Annotated in this window: 14 protein-coding genes; 1 reads left to right on the forward strand and 13 read right to left on the reverse strand. The window is 62.4% G+C overall.

Going from position 1 to position 14,724, the window contains the following annotated elements; genetic code table 11:
* The first annotated feature begins 5 nt into the window (after nt 1-5).
* On the forward strand, nt 6-266 hold the full coding sequence (locus tag OKC41_RS17415; RefSeq protein ID WP_128343242.1) for a Rho-binding antiterminator: 261 nt from the start codon (nt 6-8) through the stop codon (nt 264-266).
* Nucleotides 267-336: 70 nt separating this feature from the next.
* Here OKC41_RS17415 and OKC41_RS17420 read toward each other — a convergent pair whose 3' ends face one another.
* The 13 genes from OKC41_RS17420 to OKC41_RS17480 form a co-directional block, all read right to left on the reverse strand.
* Nucleotides 337-1,086 carry a class I SAM-dependent methyltransferase gene (locus OKC41_RS17420; protein WP_201895267.1) on the reverse strand — a complete coding sequence of 250 codons (750 nt, stop codon included), beginning with the start codon at nt 1,084-1,086 and terminating at the stop codon, nt 337-339.
* Nucleotides 1,087-1,146: 60 nt separating this feature from the next.
* Nucleotides 1,147-3,714 (reverse strand): bifunctional diguanylate cyclase/phosphodiesterase, encoded by a 2,568-nt coding sequence (locus OKC41_RS17425; protein ID WP_039041083.1) that lies wholly within the window; start codon nt 3,712-3,714, stop codon nt 1,147-1,149.
* A gap of 234 nt (nt 3,715-3,948) precedes the next feature.
* Nucleotides 3,949-5,991 (reverse strand): oligopeptidase A, encoded by a 2,043-nt coding sequence (gene prlC / locus OKC41_RS17430; protein ID WP_042879059.1) that lies wholly within the window; start codon nt 5,989-5,991, stop codon nt 3,949-3,951.
* 221 nt (nt 5,992-6,212) lie between these two features.
* Nucleotides 6,213-7,232, reverse strand: a complete 1,020-nt coding sequence (hemB, locus tag OKC41_RS17435) for a porphobilinogen synthase (RefSeq protein ID WP_201895247.1) — start codon at nt 7,230-7,232, stop codon at nt 6,213-6,215.
* 3 nt (nt 7,233-7,235) lie between these two features.
* Nucleotides 7,236-8,021 (reverse strand): TatD family hydrolase, encoded by a 786-nt coding sequence (locus OKC41_RS17440; protein WP_010672361.1) that lies wholly within the window; start codon nt 8,019-8,021, stop codon nt 7,236-7,238.
* 111 nt (nt 8,022-8,132) lie between these two features.
* Nucleotides 8,133-8,885 (reverse strand): twin-arginine translocase subunit TatC, encoded by a 753-nt coding sequence (tatC, locus tag OKC41_RS17445; RefSeq protein ID WP_010672360.1) that lies wholly within the window; start codon nt 8,883-8,885, stop codon nt 8,133-8,135.
* Nucleotides 8,882-9,340, reverse strand: coding sequence for a Sec-independent protein translocase protein TatB (tatB, locus tag OKC41_RS17450; RefSeq protein WP_010672359.1), 459 nt, complete (start codon nt 9,338-9,340; stop codon nt 8,882-8,884). The genes tatC and tatB overlap by 4 nt, the downstream gene beginning before the upstream one ends.
* Before the next feature lie 3 nt (nt 9,341-9,343).
* Nucleotides 9,344-9,592: a Sec-independent protein translocase subunit TatA gene (gene tatA / locus OKC41_RS17455; RefSeq protein ID WP_010672358.1), complete on the reverse strand. Its 249-nt coding sequence runs from the start codon at nt 9,590-9,592 to the stop codon at nt 9,344-9,346.
* A 39-nt stretch (nt 9,593-9,631) separates the two neighbouring features.
* Nucleotides 9,632-11,272 carry a ubiquinone biosynthesis regulatory protein kinase UbiB gene (gene ubiB, locus OKC41_RS17460; RefSeq protein WP_010672357.1) on the reverse strand — a complete coding sequence of 547 codons (1,641 nt, stop codon included), beginning with the start codon at nt 11,270-11,272 and terminating at the stop codon, nt 9,632-9,634.
* Entirely contained in the window at nt 11,272-11,880 is a 609-nt protein-coding gene (locus OKC41_RS17465; RefSeq protein WP_029313421.1) for an SCP2 domain-containing protein, read from the reverse strand. The genes ubiB and OKC41_RS17465 overlap by 1 nt, the downstream gene beginning before the upstream one ends.
* A gap of 8 nt (nt 11,881-11,888) precedes the next feature.
* The gene (ubiE, locus tag OKC41_RS17470; protein ID WP_010672355.1) at nt 11,889-12,641 is read right to left on the reverse strand and encodes a bifunctional demethylmenaquinone methyltransferase/2-methoxy-6-polyprenyl-1,4-benzoquinol methylase UbiE; all 753 of its coding nucleotides are present in this window, start codon (nt 12,639-12,641) and stop codon (nt 11,889-11,891) included.
* 65 nt (nt 12,642-12,706) lie between these two features.
* Complete coding sequence (crcB, locus tag OKC41_RS17475; RefSeq protein ID WP_010672354.1) at nt 12,707-13,084, reverse strand: fluoride efflux transporter CrcB; 378 nt, start codon at nt 13,082-13,084, stop codon at nt 12,707-12,709.
* Between the two features lie 87 nt (nt 13,085-13,171).
* Nucleotides 13,172-14,437 carry a cytosine deaminase gene (locus OKC41_RS17480; RefSeq protein ID WP_201895246.1) on the reverse strand — a complete coding sequence of 422 codons (1,266 nt, stop codon included), beginning with the start codon at nt 14,435-14,437 and terminating at the stop codon, nt 13,172-13,174.
* Nucleotides 14,438-14,724: the final 287 nt, after the last annotated feature.

Consider the following 14,724-nt stretch of genomic DNA (forward strand, 5'->3'; position numbering starts at 1 on the left):
ACCCCATGGCCGATTACCAACCCGTCAGCTGTGACCTGTACGACTGGCTGGAGATCGCCGCCAGCTGGCAGTTGCCCGTCACGATCACCGACCGGGATGGACGAACCTGGGCGGACAGGATCCGCACCATAGAAGCCAGCGACGGAGTGGAATATCTGCTGCTGGAGCGCGCTGAGCGCCTCAGCCTGGCGGACCTGGCGACCCTGGAACTCGTCTGGCAAAGGGAAGAAAAGCGGATCCACTTCGCCCCACCCCGCAGCCAATGAATAGCAAGAGGGCCAACCTGATCAGGTTGGCCCTCTTCGTTTGACGCTCAGACTCCCTGCCAGTCGCCACTCAACTCGCCAGCGCCGCCATCACGTAGACGTCGAAGCGGTTGCTCTTGGTCTCGATGGCCATGCTGGGCTTGTGCTCGTTGAGCCAGCCCGCATAGTCGGGCCGCTTCACCACCACCCGCTTGTCAGCCATCCTGAGCGCCGCCGGCAGCAGGGCATCCGCGTCGAGATCCGCCCCCACCAGGGACTGGAACACCCGCATCTCTTTTTTCACCAGCGCCGACTTCTGCTTGTGGGGGAACATGGGGTCCAGGTAGATGACCTCCGGCCGCTCGGTCAGCGCCAGCAGGGTTTCCACCGCCGGGCCTTGCAGCAGTTGCATCCGCTCGCGCACCCAGGGGCCTATCTCGGGATCCTGCCCCGCCCGGGTCAGACCGTCCTGGAGCAGGGCCGCCACCACGGGGCTGCGTTCGATCAGGGTCACCTTGCAGCCGAGGGTGGCGAGCACGAAGGCATCGCGCCCGAGCCCGGCGGTGGCATCCACCACGGTCGGCATGGCTCCCGACTTCAATCCCACCGCCTTGGCGATGGACTGGCCGCGCCCGCCACCGAACTTGCGCCTATGGGCCACCGCCCCTTCCACGAAGTCCACATAGACGGCCCCCAGCTTGGGTTCGTCCAGCTTGCGCAGCTCCAACCGCGATGCGGTCAGCACCAGGGCGAAGGGAGCGGGAAACGCCACGTCGGCAAGGCGCTGGCGCAGGGCGTCGAGCTCGCCATCGCGGGCGGGCACTTCACTGAAAACCTGAATATGGGGCATAACATGGACTCATCACGGCGCAGAAGCCGGCATGATAGCAGAAGCGGGGGGTCAGCTCACCGTGGTCAGATTCGCCAGGTTCATTCCCTGACGGTTGAGACTCAGGTACTCGGTCAGATCGTCGAAGGGCAGCGGGCGGCTGAGCAGATACCCCTGGGTGAAGGCGCACCCCTTCTGGCAGAGGAAATTGAGCTGCTCCCGGGTCTCCACCCCTTCGATCACCACCTGCATGCCGAGGTTGTGCACGATGTTGATGATGCCGTCGAGCAGCAGGCGGTCCTGCTCGTTGAAGGGAATATGGCGCACGAAGGAGCGATCGATCTTCACCAGATCCACCGGGAAGGTACGCAGGTAGTTCAGTGCCGAGTAGCCGGTGCCGAAGTCGTCGATGGCCAGCTTGCAGCCCGCCTCGCGCAGGGCATCGATCCGCACCCTGTGCTGATCGCTCGTCTCCATCAGCAGGGATTCGGTGATCTCGATGATGATGTCCGCCGGATCCAGCTCGAAGTGGCGGATCACCCTGAGCCACTCGTTGGCCTCCGGGTCTATGGTCTGGAACTCCAGGGTGGAGCGGTTGATGGACATCTGCAGATCCGGGAAGCCGGACTGCTGCAATCTGGCCAGATCCCGGCAAGACTGCCACAGCACCAGGGCACCCAGCCCCTGGATGAGCCCCGCCTCTTCCGCCAGCGGGATGAAATCCGCCGGTGAGACCTGACCCCAGTGGGGATGATACCAGCGCACCAGGGCCTCCAGCTTGGCGACCCGGCCGCTGCGGTTGTCCCAGATGGGCTGGTAGGCCATGGTCAGCTGGCCCAGCTTGATGGCCTCCGCCAGATCGTGCTGCATCTGGTGGCGCTGGCTCACCTCTTCCCGCATGGAGGCGTTGTAGGTGCCGAGGGGACGTCCCTGGCGCTTGGCGACGAACAGGGCCTGCTCGGCATTGCGCAAGAGCTCGTCGCTGTCGCCGCCGTCATTGGGACAGAGGGTGATCCCCAGGGTGGCGGTCACATAGAGGTGCTGGTTGGCCAGCATGAAGGGACGGGCAAAGCCGCCGATCACCTGCTTGGCAAACACCTCGGCCTGACGGCGGTTGACGATGCCGGGCACCAGGAAGGCAAACTCGTCGCCGCCGATGCGGGCCACCAGGTCCTCGGTGCGCACCCGGCTCACCAGCCGATCCGATACCTCCCGCAGCAGGGCGTCGCCCACATGGTGATCCATGCTGTTGTTGACCGCCTTGAAGTTGTTGAGGTCGAGCACCATGAGGGCGAAGCGCTCCCCCCGCTCGCAGAAGCGGGCCAGACAGCGACCGAACAGCCAGCGGTTGGGCAGGCCGGTGAGGTTGTCGTAGTTGGCCTGGGCAGCGATCTTCTGCTCCGCCAGCTTGGTCTGGGAAAGATCGCTGAAGATGGCGATGTACTGACTGATCTTGCCCCCTTCCCGCACGGCGCTGATCATCAGCTGCTGGGGATAGAGCTTGCCGTTCTTGCGCTTGTTCCACACCTCCCCACGCCAGATCCCCACCCGCTCCAGGGCGTGGTACATGTCCGCATAGAAGGTCTGATCGTGCAGTCCGGACTTGAGCATGCTGGGCCGCTGGCCGCACGCTTCCTCCTCGCTGTAACCGGTGATCTTCTCGAAGGCCGGATTGACCGAGATGATGCGACTGTCGGCATCGCACACCAGAATGGCTTCGGAGAGGTTGTCATAGACCCGGTGGGAGAGCTTGAGCTGCTCCGCATGGCGCCTGATGGGATCGATGTTCTCCAGCACCACCATGAGATAGTCGGGGTGCATCTGCTCGTTGCGGATCAGGGTCACCGTCACCCGTCCCCACAGGACGGTCCCATCCCGATGGAGATAACGCTTCTCCTGGGTAAACGCGGGACGCTCTCCCCGCTTGAGGGCGTCGTAGAGCGCAATACTGGTCTGCCAGTCGTCCGGATGGTTGATTTCGGCGACGGTGAGCTGTTGCAGCTCCTCCTGGCTGTAGCCGAGCATCTTCTCGATGGCCGGGTTCGCCCAGAGGATCTTGCCGCCCAGATCCACCTTGCCGATGCCCACGGGCGCATGGGACATCATGGTGTCCAGGAAGTGGTGATGTTCCGGTTGCGCCGGCTGCTCCTGGCTCTGGCGCTGCTGATACATCAGCGCCAGTTCACGACCGGCGAGCGGGGCCAGCAGACGCAGCAGGCCCACTATCTTCTCCATTCTCGGCATGGCCCGCTTGAACATGACGCTGCACAGGCCGATGGTCTCTCCCTCGGCGTTCTTGAGCGCGACGCCGGCATAGGCTCTCACCTCGCAGCGCTCCAGCACGGCGGCGTGGGGGAACAGCTGGCGGGTGCGATCACTGAACCATGCTTCACCCTGTTGCATGGCGATCTCCCCCGGAGTGTCGGCGAGGGGGAAGCTGTAGGCGTTGATGTCGAGGGAGGCGGGATAGGCGGCATGCACGGTAAAGAACAGACCCGCCTGATCCTTGCCGGACACCAGGACGAAGTCAGCCCCCACCGCGTTGGCGATTTCACTCACAAAGGCATCAAAATATCCCTGACCACTCGAATGAGACAGGCTGGAGATGATTTGATAGACAGACTCGAGTGCTCGCCTCATGGCAAGGTTCTTTCTCTCCCTGGAAGGTAGAACCCGACTCTACTGAAGAGGCGGGGACAGTGCAAACATGCACTCCGCAAGATATTAAAAAGGCTTGGAAAAAGGGACCAAAAGGTCCCTTTTTCTATCAAAAATCACGTTTCGATCCCACTATGCCGCAAATGTGTACCTGCTTGAAGCTCCCGCAGTGGCGCGGCAGCTCATCCAATCGAGGCTCACTGTGGCGGCGGGACCTCACGCAGCGATACCGCTGTGACGCAGCAGCGCATCCACCTGGGGCTCCCGGCCACGGAAGGCACGGAACAGCTCCATCGGCTCCCTGGAGCCGCCCTTTTCCAGAATGTTCTTCAGGAAGGAGTGGCCCGTGGCCGGGTTGAAGATCCCCTCCTCCTCGAAGCGGGAGAAGGCGTCGGCAGAGAGTACCTCGGCCCACTTGTAGCTGTAGTAGCCCGCCGCGTAGCCGCCCGCGAAGATGTGGGAGAAGCTGTGCTGGAAGCGGTTGAACGCCGGAGGCGTCATCACGGCGACCTGGCTGCGCACCTCAGCCAGCAGCGCAGGGATCTGATCCGCTCTGGCCGGGTCAAAGGTCTGGTGCAGACGGAAGTCGAACAGGGCGAACTCCAGCTGACGCAGCATCTGCATCGCCGCCTGGAAGTTGCGGGCGGTCAGCATCTTCTCCAGCAGATCGGCGGGCAGCGGCTCCCCGGTCTCGTAATGGCCGGAGATGAAGGCCAGCGCCTCGGATTCCCAGCACCAGTTCTCGAGGAACTGGCTAGGCAGCTCCACCGCATCCCAGGCCACGCCGTTGATGCCGGCCACGCCGGCCACATCGATGCGGGTCAGCATGTGGTGAATGCCGTGGCCGAACTCATGGAACAGGGTGACCACTTCGTTGTGGGTGAACAGGGCCGGTTTGCCGTCCACCGGGCCGTTGAAGTTGCAGGTCAGGTAGGCCACCGGCTTTTGCAGGGAGCCGTCCTGACGGTAGCGGCGACCCAGGCAGACATCCATCCAGGCGCCGCCCTGCTTGTGCTCGCGGGCATAGAGATCCAGGTAGAAGCTGCCGCGCAGCTCGTCATCGGCGTCAAAGATGTCGTAGAAGCGCACGTCCGGATGCCAGGTGTCGATGCCGAGACGCTCGCGCACCTTCATGCCGAACACCCGCTTGACCACCTCGAACAGCCCCTTCACGACCCGACCGGCGGGGAAATAAGGACGCAACTGCTCATCAGAGACCGAAAACTTGTGCTGTTTGAGCTTTTCTGCGTAATAGGCAAGATCCCAGGCCGCCAGTTCGTCCTGACCGTGCTGCTCGGCGGCAAAGGCGCGGATCTCCTCCAGCTCCGCCTTGCCTTGGGGCAGGGACTTGGCAGCCAGGTCGGTGAGGAAGTCCACCACCTGCTCCGGCTTGTCCGCCATCTTGGTCGCGAGGGAGAGCTCGGCATAGTTGGCAAAGCCCAGCAGTCGGGCCAGCTCCCGGCGCAGGGTGAGCAACTCGGTCATGATGGCGGAGTTGTCCCACTTGCCGGCGTTGGGGCCCTGGTCGGAGGCGCGGGTGGTGAAGGCCTCATACAGCTCGGCACGTAGGGCGCGGCTGTCGGCGTACATCATCACCGGCAGGTAGGAGGGGATGTCCAGGGTGAACAGCCACCCCTCCTTGCCCTTGAGTTCGGCCATCTGGCGCGCGGCAGCCTGGGCGCTCGCGGGCAGACCGGCCAGCTCGGCCTCGTCGGTCACCAGCTTGTGCCAGCCCTGGGTCGCGTCCAGCACGTTGTTGCTGAAACGGGAGGCGAGCTCCGAGAGGCGGGCCTGGATCTCGCCGTAGCGCTGCTGCGCCTCGGCAGGTAGACCGATGCCGGAGAGGCGAAAATCGCGCAGGGTGTTCAGGATCTCCTTGCGCTGGGCATCATCCAGCCGGGGGAAGTCATCGCTCTCGGAGAGGGCCAGATAGGCTTGATAGAGCCCTTCATGCTGACCGACATAGGTCTGGAATTCGGAAAGCAGCGGCAGGCAGGCATCGTGAGCCGCTCGCAGCGCCTCGCTGTTCTGCACGGCATTGAGGTGGCTGATGGGGGACCAGATCCGGGAGAGGCGGTCGTTGACCTCTTCCAGCGGGGCGATCAGGCTGTCCCAGGTGTGAGGCTCCTTCTGGGCCAGCACATCCTCAATCTTCTGTTTGCAATCGGCGATGGCCTGCGTCACGGCAGGTTGCACCTGATCGGGCTGGATCTGGCTGAAGGGAGGCAGCGAGTCCATTGTCAGCAAAGGGTTAGTCATCTGCGGTACCTCTAAATGCTCTGCAGCCCCTGCCGTCCAGAAGCCTGCTTGGACCATCTAAGATGTAGGCAGAAACCCCATTTATCAAGCCTTTGCCGCCAAGAGACGGGCATGTTGCCCACTTTTTCAGGCATTTTGTTCATAAAACCAGCATTTCATCTACCAGAGACGACAATGCCGGCCCGAGGGCCGGCATTGTGAGGGCATGGACACTCCCCGCCTCAGCGTCGGGCGTCCTCTTTCAACCACTGGGCGACCCGCTTGGCGAAGTAGGTGAGGACGCCATCGGCCCCGGCCCGCTTGAAGCAGAGCAGGGATTCCATCACGCACTCCTTCTCCTTGAGCCACCCGTTCTGGATCGCTGCCATGTGCATGGCGTACTCGCCGCTCACCTGATAGGCGAAGGTCGGCACGCCGAACTGATCCTTCACCCGGCGGATGATGTCCAGGTAGGGCATGCCCGGCTTGACCATGACGCTGTCCGCCCCTTCGGCGATGTCGAGGGCCACTTCGTGCAGGGCTTCGTTGCCGTTGGCCGGATCCATCTGGTAGGTGGCCTTGTTGCTCTTGCCGAGGTTGGCGGCGGAGCCCACCGCATCGCGGAACGGGCCGTAGTAGTGGGAGGCGTACTTGGCGGAGTAGGCCATGATCTGCACGTTGACGAAGCCGTTCTCCTCCAGCGCCGCACGGATGGCACCGATGCGGCCGTCCATCATGTCGGACGGTGCGACGATGTCGGCCCCGGCGGCGGCATGGGAGAGCGCCTGCTTCACCAGGATCTCGGTGGTGATGTCGTTCTGCACATAGCCTTCGTCATCGATGATGCCGTCCTGGCCATGGGTGGTGAAGGGGTCGAGCGCCACATCGGTGATAACCCCGAGCTCCGGGAAGCGCGCCTTGAGGGCACGGGTCGCCCGCTGGGCCAGGGCATCCGGGTTGTAGGCCTCTTCCGCCAGCAGACTCTTTCTCTCCAGCGGCGTCACCGGGAACAGGGCCACCGCCGGCACACCCAGGGCCACCAGTTCGGCGGCCTCTTCGAGCAGCAGATCGATGGAGAGCCTGTCCACCCCCGGCATGGAGGCAACGGCCTCTCGCTGACCCTCCCCCTCCAGCACGAACACGGGATAGATGAGATCGTCGACGGTCAGTACGTTTTCGCGCACCAGGCGGCGGCTGAAGTCATGTTTGCGCACCCGGCGCAGGCGACGGCCCGGGAAGGCCCCCGGAAGAGTTGTGGCCATGAATCACTCCAAAAGCGGAAGTTGGAAGAATGCGGCGGAGGTGGCCCGGGTATGGGCCAGCAAGGCCTCGGGCGCTTCACCACGGCAGGCCGCCACCACCTGGGCGATGTGCGGCAAAAAAGCGGGTTCGTTGCGTTTGGGCCTGGGTTTCAGATCCCGCGGCACCAGGTAGGGGGCGTCCGTCTCTATCATCAGGCGACCCGCCGGAATGCGGGCCACCTGCTCGCGCAGCAGCTGGCCACGGCGCTCGTCACAGAGCCAGCCGGTCACCCCGATATGCAGCCCCAGTGCCAGGCACTCGTCCAGCTCGGCGTCGGAGCCGGTGAAACAGTGCAGCACGGCCCCCGGCAGGCGGGGCAACCAGGGGCGCAGGATCTCGACGAATTTGTCATGGGCATCGCGGCAGTGGAGAAACACCGGCATACCGAGCTCGGCGGCGAGCGCCAGCTGGGCGTCAAACACCGCGTCCTGCACCGGACGGGGGGAGAAGTCCCGGTTGTAGTCGAGACCGCACTCGCCGATGGCCACCACCTGGGGCAGGGCCGCCAGTTCGCGCAAGGCGGGCAGGGTCTCCTCATCGACGCTCTTGGCATCATGGGGATGCACCCCGGCGGTGGAGAAGCAGTAACCGGGCCAGCGGGCGGCCAATGCGGCGCTCTCGCGGCTGCCGGCCAGATCGGTGCCGGTCAGGATCAGGGCTTCCACCCCGGCGGCGCGCGCGCGTTCCACCAGGTCGGCCTGTTCGCCGGCGAACTGGCTGCTGGTCAGGTTCAAACCGATGTCGATCATGGAGTCAGGGGTTCCGGACAAACGAGGTGCATATCAGGCATTTGAAAACCAGCTACTCGATGGGGCCTTACCATACGCCTCGAACGGATGCATGAAAAGAGGAAGGGAGCCTCAGCTCCCCTCTTCCGTTTGTTGCTGCTCTTCGTCCTCTTTCTTCACGTAGAAGCGGGCGAAGAACAGACCTATCTCCCACAGGCCCCACATGGGGATCGCGAGCAGGGTCTGGGAAAAGACATCGGGCGGCGTCAGCAACATACCGACCACGAAGACCCCGACGATGACGTAAGGGCGCTTCTCCTTCAGGCTCCTGGGGGTGGTCACCCCGGTCCAGCAGAGCAGTATGGTGGCCACCGGGATCTCGAACGCCACCCCGAACGCGAAGAACAGGGTCAGCACGAAGTCCAGGTAGCTGGCGATGTCAGTCGCCACCGTCACCCCGGCGGGGGCGGTACTGGTGAAGAAGCCGAACACCAGGGGGAACACCACGTAGTAGGCGAACGCCATCCCCGCATAGAACAGCACGGCGCTGGAGGCCACCAGGGGCAGGATCAGCCGCCGTTCGTGCTGGTACAGACCGGGTGCGATGAAAGCCCAGGCCTGATAGAGCAGATAGGGGATCGCCACGAAGAAGGAGACCACCAGGGTCAGCTTGATGGGCGTGATGAAGGGGGTCGCCACATCCGTCGCTATCATGCTGGTGCCTGCCGGCAACTGGCTGAGCAGCGGCTGGGCCACGAAGTCGTAGATGTTGTTGGAGAAGTAGATGAGCGCGATGAACACCAGCAGGATGGCGGAGATGGCGCGCAGCAGACGGGTTCTCAGCTCCACCAGATGGCTGATGAGGGGTTGTTCTGCCTGACTCATGGCTTCACCTCCCCTTTGGCTGCGGACTCGCTGGCGGGCACAGGCTCGCTCTCTCGCTGGCTGTTGACCGGTGGCACCTCTGGGGTCGCGGGCACCGAGGCAGCCACCGGAGTGGCTGGCTCAGCCTGGGCGGGCTCCCGAGGCGGGCGGATCTCGTTCTCCCCCTGATAGGGACGATTCACCGACTGGGCGGCCGCTTTCAACTGCTCGATGGACTCCTGCAGCTCGGGGCTCAGGTTGTTCATCTGCAACCGTTCGGCCTTCTTCAGGTCGTTGTGCAGATCCTGCAACTTGAGCTCCTGCTCCAGCTCGGCCTTGACCGAGTTGGCGGTGCTGCGGATCAGCCTTATCCAGTGGCTGGCGGTGCGGATCGCGACCGGCAACCGCTCGGGACCCAGCACCACCAGGGCGACGACGCCGATGACGACCAGTTCCCAAAAACCGATGTCGAACATGGCTTAGGCCTGATCTTTGTCTTTCTGCTTGGCGGCTTCGGCGTTGCTGGCCGTCTCGTTCAACTGCTTGGTCGGGAACTCGGCATCTTTCTGCTCGGGTTTGGTGTCGGCCGGCTCATCGGAGAGCGCCTTCTTGAACCCCTTGACCGCCGCGCCCAGATCGCCACCGATACCGCGCAATTTCTTGGTGCCAAACAACAGCACGACGATGACTGCGATGATCAACAACTGCCAAATACTGATACCACCCATGACTTTCTCTCCGGATAGGCGCCCGATGGCGCAGGTTATTTAATGGGAACGGGTTCGCAACCAACCCAGCAGCCAGCATAACCCGGCGCCGGCGAGGCTGATTTGTCCCCACTCAATGTGTTGTTTCTGGGTCAGCAAGAATACACCCGCGAGCAGCAGGCTGGCTCCAACCCCTAAGAGGTAGCGAGCCTGCCCCTGACGGCGACTGTGGCGACGGAAATCGGCAAACATCTGGTCGAAGTGGTGTTGCTGATGGCGGGCCTGACGCAGGGTCTCGTAGACCAGCTCCGGCAGCTCCGGCAGTTTCTCCGCCCAGAACGGCGCCTTCTCCTTGATGGCATTCCACACCGCCTTGGGGCCGACCTGCTCGTGCATCCAGTTTTCCAGATAGGGCTTGGCGGTCTGCCACAAATCCAGCTGGGGATAGAGCTGGCGACCCAGCCCTTCCACATAGAGCAGGGTCTTTTGCAGCAGCACCAGCTGCGGCTGCACCTGCATGTTGAAGCGACGGGCGGTGTTGAACAGATTGAGCAGCACGTGGCCGAAGGAGATCTCGGAGAGCGGTTTCTCGAAGATGGGCTCCAGCACGGTGCGGATGGCGAACTCGAACTCGTCCACCTTGGTATCGGGCGGTACCCAGCCAGACTCCACGTGCAGCTCGGCCACACGGCGGTAGTCGCGGTTGAAGAAGGCGAGGAAGTTCTCCGCCAGGTAGCGCTTGTCTTCCCGGTTGAGGGTGCCGACGATGCCGCAGTCGATGCCGATCCAGAGCGGATTCTCGGGGTGTTCGAAAGAGACGAAGATGTTGCCCGGGTGCATGTCGGCGTGGAAGAAGCTGTCCCGGAACACCTGGGTGAAGAACACCTCCACTCCGCGCTCGGCCAGCAGCTTCATGTTGGTGCCATTGGCTTCCAGCGCGGCAATGTCGGAAACCGGAATGCCGTAGATCCGCTCCATCACCAGCACCTGCTCACGGCAATGGTCCGTGAACACCTCGGGCACGTAGAGCGCCTCGGAACCGGTGAAGTTGCGGCGCAACTGGATGGCGTTGGCCGCTTCGCGCATCAGGTTGAGCTCGTCAAGTATGGTCTTGCGATACTCCTCCACCACCTCGACGGGGCGCAGTCGTCCGCTCTGGGGCACGAAACGGGCCACCAGACGGGCCAGGGCCTGCATCAGGCGCAGGTCGGCCTCGATGACCGGCTCGATATCGGGACGGATCACCTTGATGACGATCTCCCGGCCGTTCTCCTTCAACCGGGCGGTGTGCACCTGGGCGATGGAGGCGGATGCCAGCGGCGTCTCGTCGAAGTCATCGAACAGGGTCTCGACGGGGCAACCCAGGCTCTCTTCTATCTGGCGACGGGCGGCCTGACCACAGAAGGGAGGCACCCTGTCCTGCAGCAGGGCCAGCTCTTCGGCAATGTCGGGGGGCAGCAGGTCTCGGCGGGTCGAGAGCATCTGGCCGAACTTGATGAAGATGGGGCCCAGGGCCTCGAAGGCGAGGCGAATGCGGGCGCCACGGCTCATGCCTTGTTGCTTGTTCTTGAGCCAGAACAGACTGCGACGGGCCAGACGGCCAGGCCAGGGCTGATAACGGGCGGGCACCAGCTCGTCGATGCCCTGTTCCAGCAGGATGCTGACGATGCGATAGAGGCGTTTGAACTCCTTCGGGGTCATCAGCTCACCTGCTGTTCGAGGCGGGCAAGCCGCAACTCGATCGCCTTCATCTGTTGGGCCAGCTCTTCGACATCGTCATTGAAGCTCGCCACTTCCAGCGGACCCGGGGCAAGCCTCGCCTCCTCGGTCAGATACTCGGCCACTTGACGCTGGGAACGGCACAACTCTCGCCCCACAAAACGGCGAGCCTGACGGGCACCACTGCACAGGGTGTGGGCCACCACATCGCCGGTGTAGCGGGACAGCTCCTCTTCCCAGTCGATATCGAGCTCGCCAAGCAGGGCGCTGAATGCCTGCACCAGCTGGGGGTCACCGCTCAGGTCCAGCTTCTCCTCGCGGATGTAGCGGGTCAGGGCGGAAGGCTCTTTGAGCAGGCCGAGGGCGGTCAGGGAGAGGCTCAGCACCGCATCCGCCTCCCCTTCAAACCTGGCCAGCACATCCAGACGGCGCTCCGAGAAGACAAACCAGAGCGGCTTGAGCTCGCGCAGCTCCAGTTTGAGTACCTTGCCCGTCAGCTTGCGCAGCCGCTCCGGGCTCTGTTTGTCCAGGGCCAGCAACTGGTTGAGGCTGGTTTCGATCACCGCGGTGACCATGGCATCCATCGGCATAGGCGACCTTAAAACTTGTAGCCACGGTGCAGGGCAACCACGCCCTGGGTCAGGTTGTAGAACTCAACCTGTTCGAACCCGACCTGCTCCATCATGCCTGCCAGGGTCTGCTGATCCGGGTGCATGCGGATGGATTCCGCCAGGTATTTGTAACTTTCGCTGTCGTTCGCGACGATTTCGCCCATTTTCGGCAGCAATTTGAAGGAATAGAGATCATACAGCTTGGCGATCACTTCGCTCACCGGCTTGGAGAACTCCAGCACCAGCAGGCGGCCACCCGGCTTGAGCACCCGGAACATGGAGGCAAGCGCCTTGTCCTTGTCGGTGACGTTGCGCAGGCCGAAGCCGATGGTGATGACGTCGAAATGGTTGTCAGGGAACGGGAGCGCCTCGGCATTGGCCTGCACGTAGGAGACGTTGTTGGCCACCCCCAGGTTGCGCAGCTTGTCGCGGCCCACTTTCAGCATGGAGTCGTTGATGTCCGCCAGGACCACCTGGCCGGTCTCGCCCACGATGCGGGAGAACTTGGCGGTCAGATCCCCTGTACCGCCAGCCAGATCCAGCACCTTCTGTCCTTTGCGGACACCGGAGCAGTCGATGGTAAAGCGCTTCCAGAGGCGATGGATGCCGAACGACATCAGATCGTTCATCAGATCGTACTTGGCCGCCACCGAATGGAAGACACCGGCGACCAGGGTTTCCTTCTCGGTCGCTGCCACGGTTTTATAGCCAAAATGCGTAGTAGTAGTCTGTTCCGACATCCCTCAAATACCCATAGAGCAAAGAATGGCCGCCAGTTTACCAGAGCCGATGGCGTGCGGACACCTCAAACCCGGCTTGCGACCAACTGCATCCCCAGCACGACCATGGCCAGGCAGAGGAACAGATTGAGACCGATATTGAGCAGCGCCTTCAGATAGGCCCCTTGCTGGGCCAGCACGACCGTGTCGAGGGCAAAGGAGGAGAAGGTGGTCAGGGCACCGAGGATACCCACCATCAGCAATGGCTTCATCGGGTGTTCCACCACGTGACCATGGCTGATCAGGGCATAGGCAATCCCCATGATGAAGGAACCGACCACGTTGACCACCAGGGTGCCATAGGGAAAGTGGCGTCCCAGCAGCCAGGCCATCAGTTCGGCGATGCCAAAACGCAGGCAGGCACCGAAGGCGCCTCCGGCAGCGACAAATAACCAGGTTTGCATCAAGCAGTCTCCAAGATTGTCAGGTTGGCATTATGCAAAATGTCGGCCGCAGGGGACAGCCGGGCAATTAATCGACCCGGCAAGACCCTAGCGGCGAAAGTCTACCGGTTCTGCATTCACAAGATGGAGGGTCGTCTCGGCCGGGCGAGTATCGGCGATGACTCTGCCATGACGGATGGAATAACGTACCGGCACCTGGCGGCGCACCGCATCGAAACCATTCTCTGCAGGAAGGATCAGCAGGTTGGCGGGCTTGCCCACCTCGATGCCGTAGCGATCCTGCACGTTCAGGGTGCGGGCACTGTGACAGCTGATCAGCTTGAGACTGTCGTTGATCTGTTCGTAGCCCATGATCTGGCAGACATGCAGCCCCATGTGCAGCACCTGCAACATGTTGGCCGTGCCCATGGGATACCAGGGATCGAACACGTCGTCGTGGCCGAAGCAGACGTTGATGTTCGCCTCCAGCATCTCCTTCACCCGGGTGATGCCACGGCGCTTGGGATAGCTGTCGAAGCGCCCCTGCAGGTGAATGTTCACCAGCGGATTGGCGACGAAGTTGATGTCCGCCATCCTGAGCAGCCGGAACAGTCGCGACGCATAGGCTCCGTTGTAGGAGTGCATGGCGGTGGTGTGGCTGGCGGTCACCCGATGGCCAATACCGCGCTCGTAGGCCAGGGTTGCCAGCGTCTCGATAAAACGGGACTGTTCGTCATCGATTTCGTCGCAATGCACATCCACCAGAACCTGATATTTCTCTGCAAGATCGAAAACGTAGTGCAGACTTTCGACCCCGTACTCCCGGGTAAACTCGAAATGGGGGATGGCGCCTATCACGTCGGCCCCCAGTTTGAGAGCCTCTTCAAGTAACGTCTTGCCGTTGGGGTAGGAGAGGATCCCCTCCTGTGGGAAGGCCACTATCTGCAGCTCCACCCACTCCTTCATCTCCTCCCGCACCTCCAGCATCGCCTTCAAGGCGACCAGATTGGGGTCGGAAACATCCACGTGAGTCCGCACGAACTGGATGCCGTTGGCAATCTGCCATTTCAGTGTCTGGATGGCGCGTTGTTTCACATCCTCATGGGTCAGCAGCGCCTTGCGCTCGGCCCAACGCTCGATCCCCTCGAACAGGGTGCCGGAGAGGTTCCAGCTCGGCTCGCCAGCCGTCTGGGTGGTATCGAGGTGAATGTGCGGTTCGATAAAGGGGGGGATGACAAGGCCTTGCTCACCATCAAGCTCGTGGGCAGAGAGCAGCTGGGTGCTCATGGGCTCGATGGCCCGGATCACGCCTCCCTGACAGAGGATTTGCCACATCCCTTCCCTGCCCGCCAGACGCACATTCCTAATCAGCATGTTCTTTCCCCTTCGAAAGCGTGGTTGTCTTTGCCAATCCACAACTTAGCCCGGATCCCTTTAATAGAGAAGCGCCGCCCGAAAAGCATACGGGATAGAAAGGGAAGATATGTCAGCAACAAGAAGGTGCGACATTGCAGGACTGCAATTTGCGATGGATGGCCGAAAGGCAGACACAAAAAAACCTCCCGATTGGGAGGCTTTTTATTTAATGGTGCTGATACCCAGAATCGAACTGGGGACCTCATCCTTACCAAGGATGCGCTCTACCGACTGAGCCATATCAG

Origin of the sequence: Aeromonas sp. QDB17, assembly GCF_027705305.1 — a bacterium.
GTDB lineage: Bacteria > Pseudomonadota > Gammaproteobacteria > Enterobacterales > Aeromonadaceae > Aeromonas > Aeromonas caviae.

Excerpts from the sequence above, each read along its gene's own strand:
- tatA (WP_010672358.1), bottom strand. The coding sequence starts at position 9,592 with ATGGGTGGTATCAGTATTTGGCAGTTGTTGATCATCGCAGTCATCGTC.
- crcB (WP_010672354.1), bottom strand. The coding sequence starts at position 13,084 with ATGCAAACCTGGTTATTTGTCGCTGCCGGAGGCGCCTTCGGTGCCTGC.
- OKC41_RS17440 (WP_010672361.1), bottom strand. The coding sequence starts at position 8,021 with ATGATCGACATCGGTTTGAACCTGACCAGCAGCCAGTTCGCCGGCGAA.
- ubiE (WP_010672355.1), bottom strand. The coding sequence starts at position 12,641 with ATGTCGGAACAGACTACTACTACGCATTTTGGCTATAAAACCGTGGCA.
- tatB (WP_010672359.1), bottom strand. The coding sequence starts at position 9,340 with ATGTTCGACATCGGTTTTTGGGAACTGGTCGTCATCGGCGTCGTCGCC.
- OKC41_RS17465 (WP_029313421.1), bottom strand. The coding sequence starts at position 11,880 with ATGCCGATGGATGCCATGGTCACCGCGGTGATCGAAACCAGCCTCAAC.
- OKC41_RS17425 (WP_039041083.1), bottom strand. The coding sequence starts at position 3,714 with ATGAGGCGAGCACTCGAGTCTGTCTATCAAATCATCTCCAGCCTGTCT.
- prlC (WP_042879059.1), bottom strand. The coding sequence starts at position 5,991 with ATGACTAACCCTTTGCTGACAATGGACTCGCTGCCTCCCTTCAGCCAG.
- tatC (WP_010672360.1), bottom strand. The coding sequence starts at position 8,885 with ATGAGTCAGGCAGAACAACCCCTCATCAGCCATCTGGTGGAGCTGAGA.
- OKC41_RS17480 (WP_201895246.1), bottom strand. The coding sequence starts at position 14,437 with ATGCTGATTAGGAATGTGCGTCTGGCGGGCAGGGAAGGGATGTGGCAA.
- OKC41_RS17415 (WP_128343242.1), top strand. The coding sequence starts at position 6 with ATGGCCGATTACCAACCCGTCAGCTGTGACCTGTACGACTGGCTGGAG.
- hemB (WP_201895247.1), bottom strand. The coding sequence starts at position 7,232 with ATGGCCACAACTCTTCCGGGGGCCTTCCCGGGCCGTCGCCTGCGCCGG.
- ubiB (WP_010672357.1), bottom strand. The coding sequence starts at position 11,272 with ATGACCCCGAAGGAGTTCAAACGCCTCTATCGCATCGTCAGCATCCTG.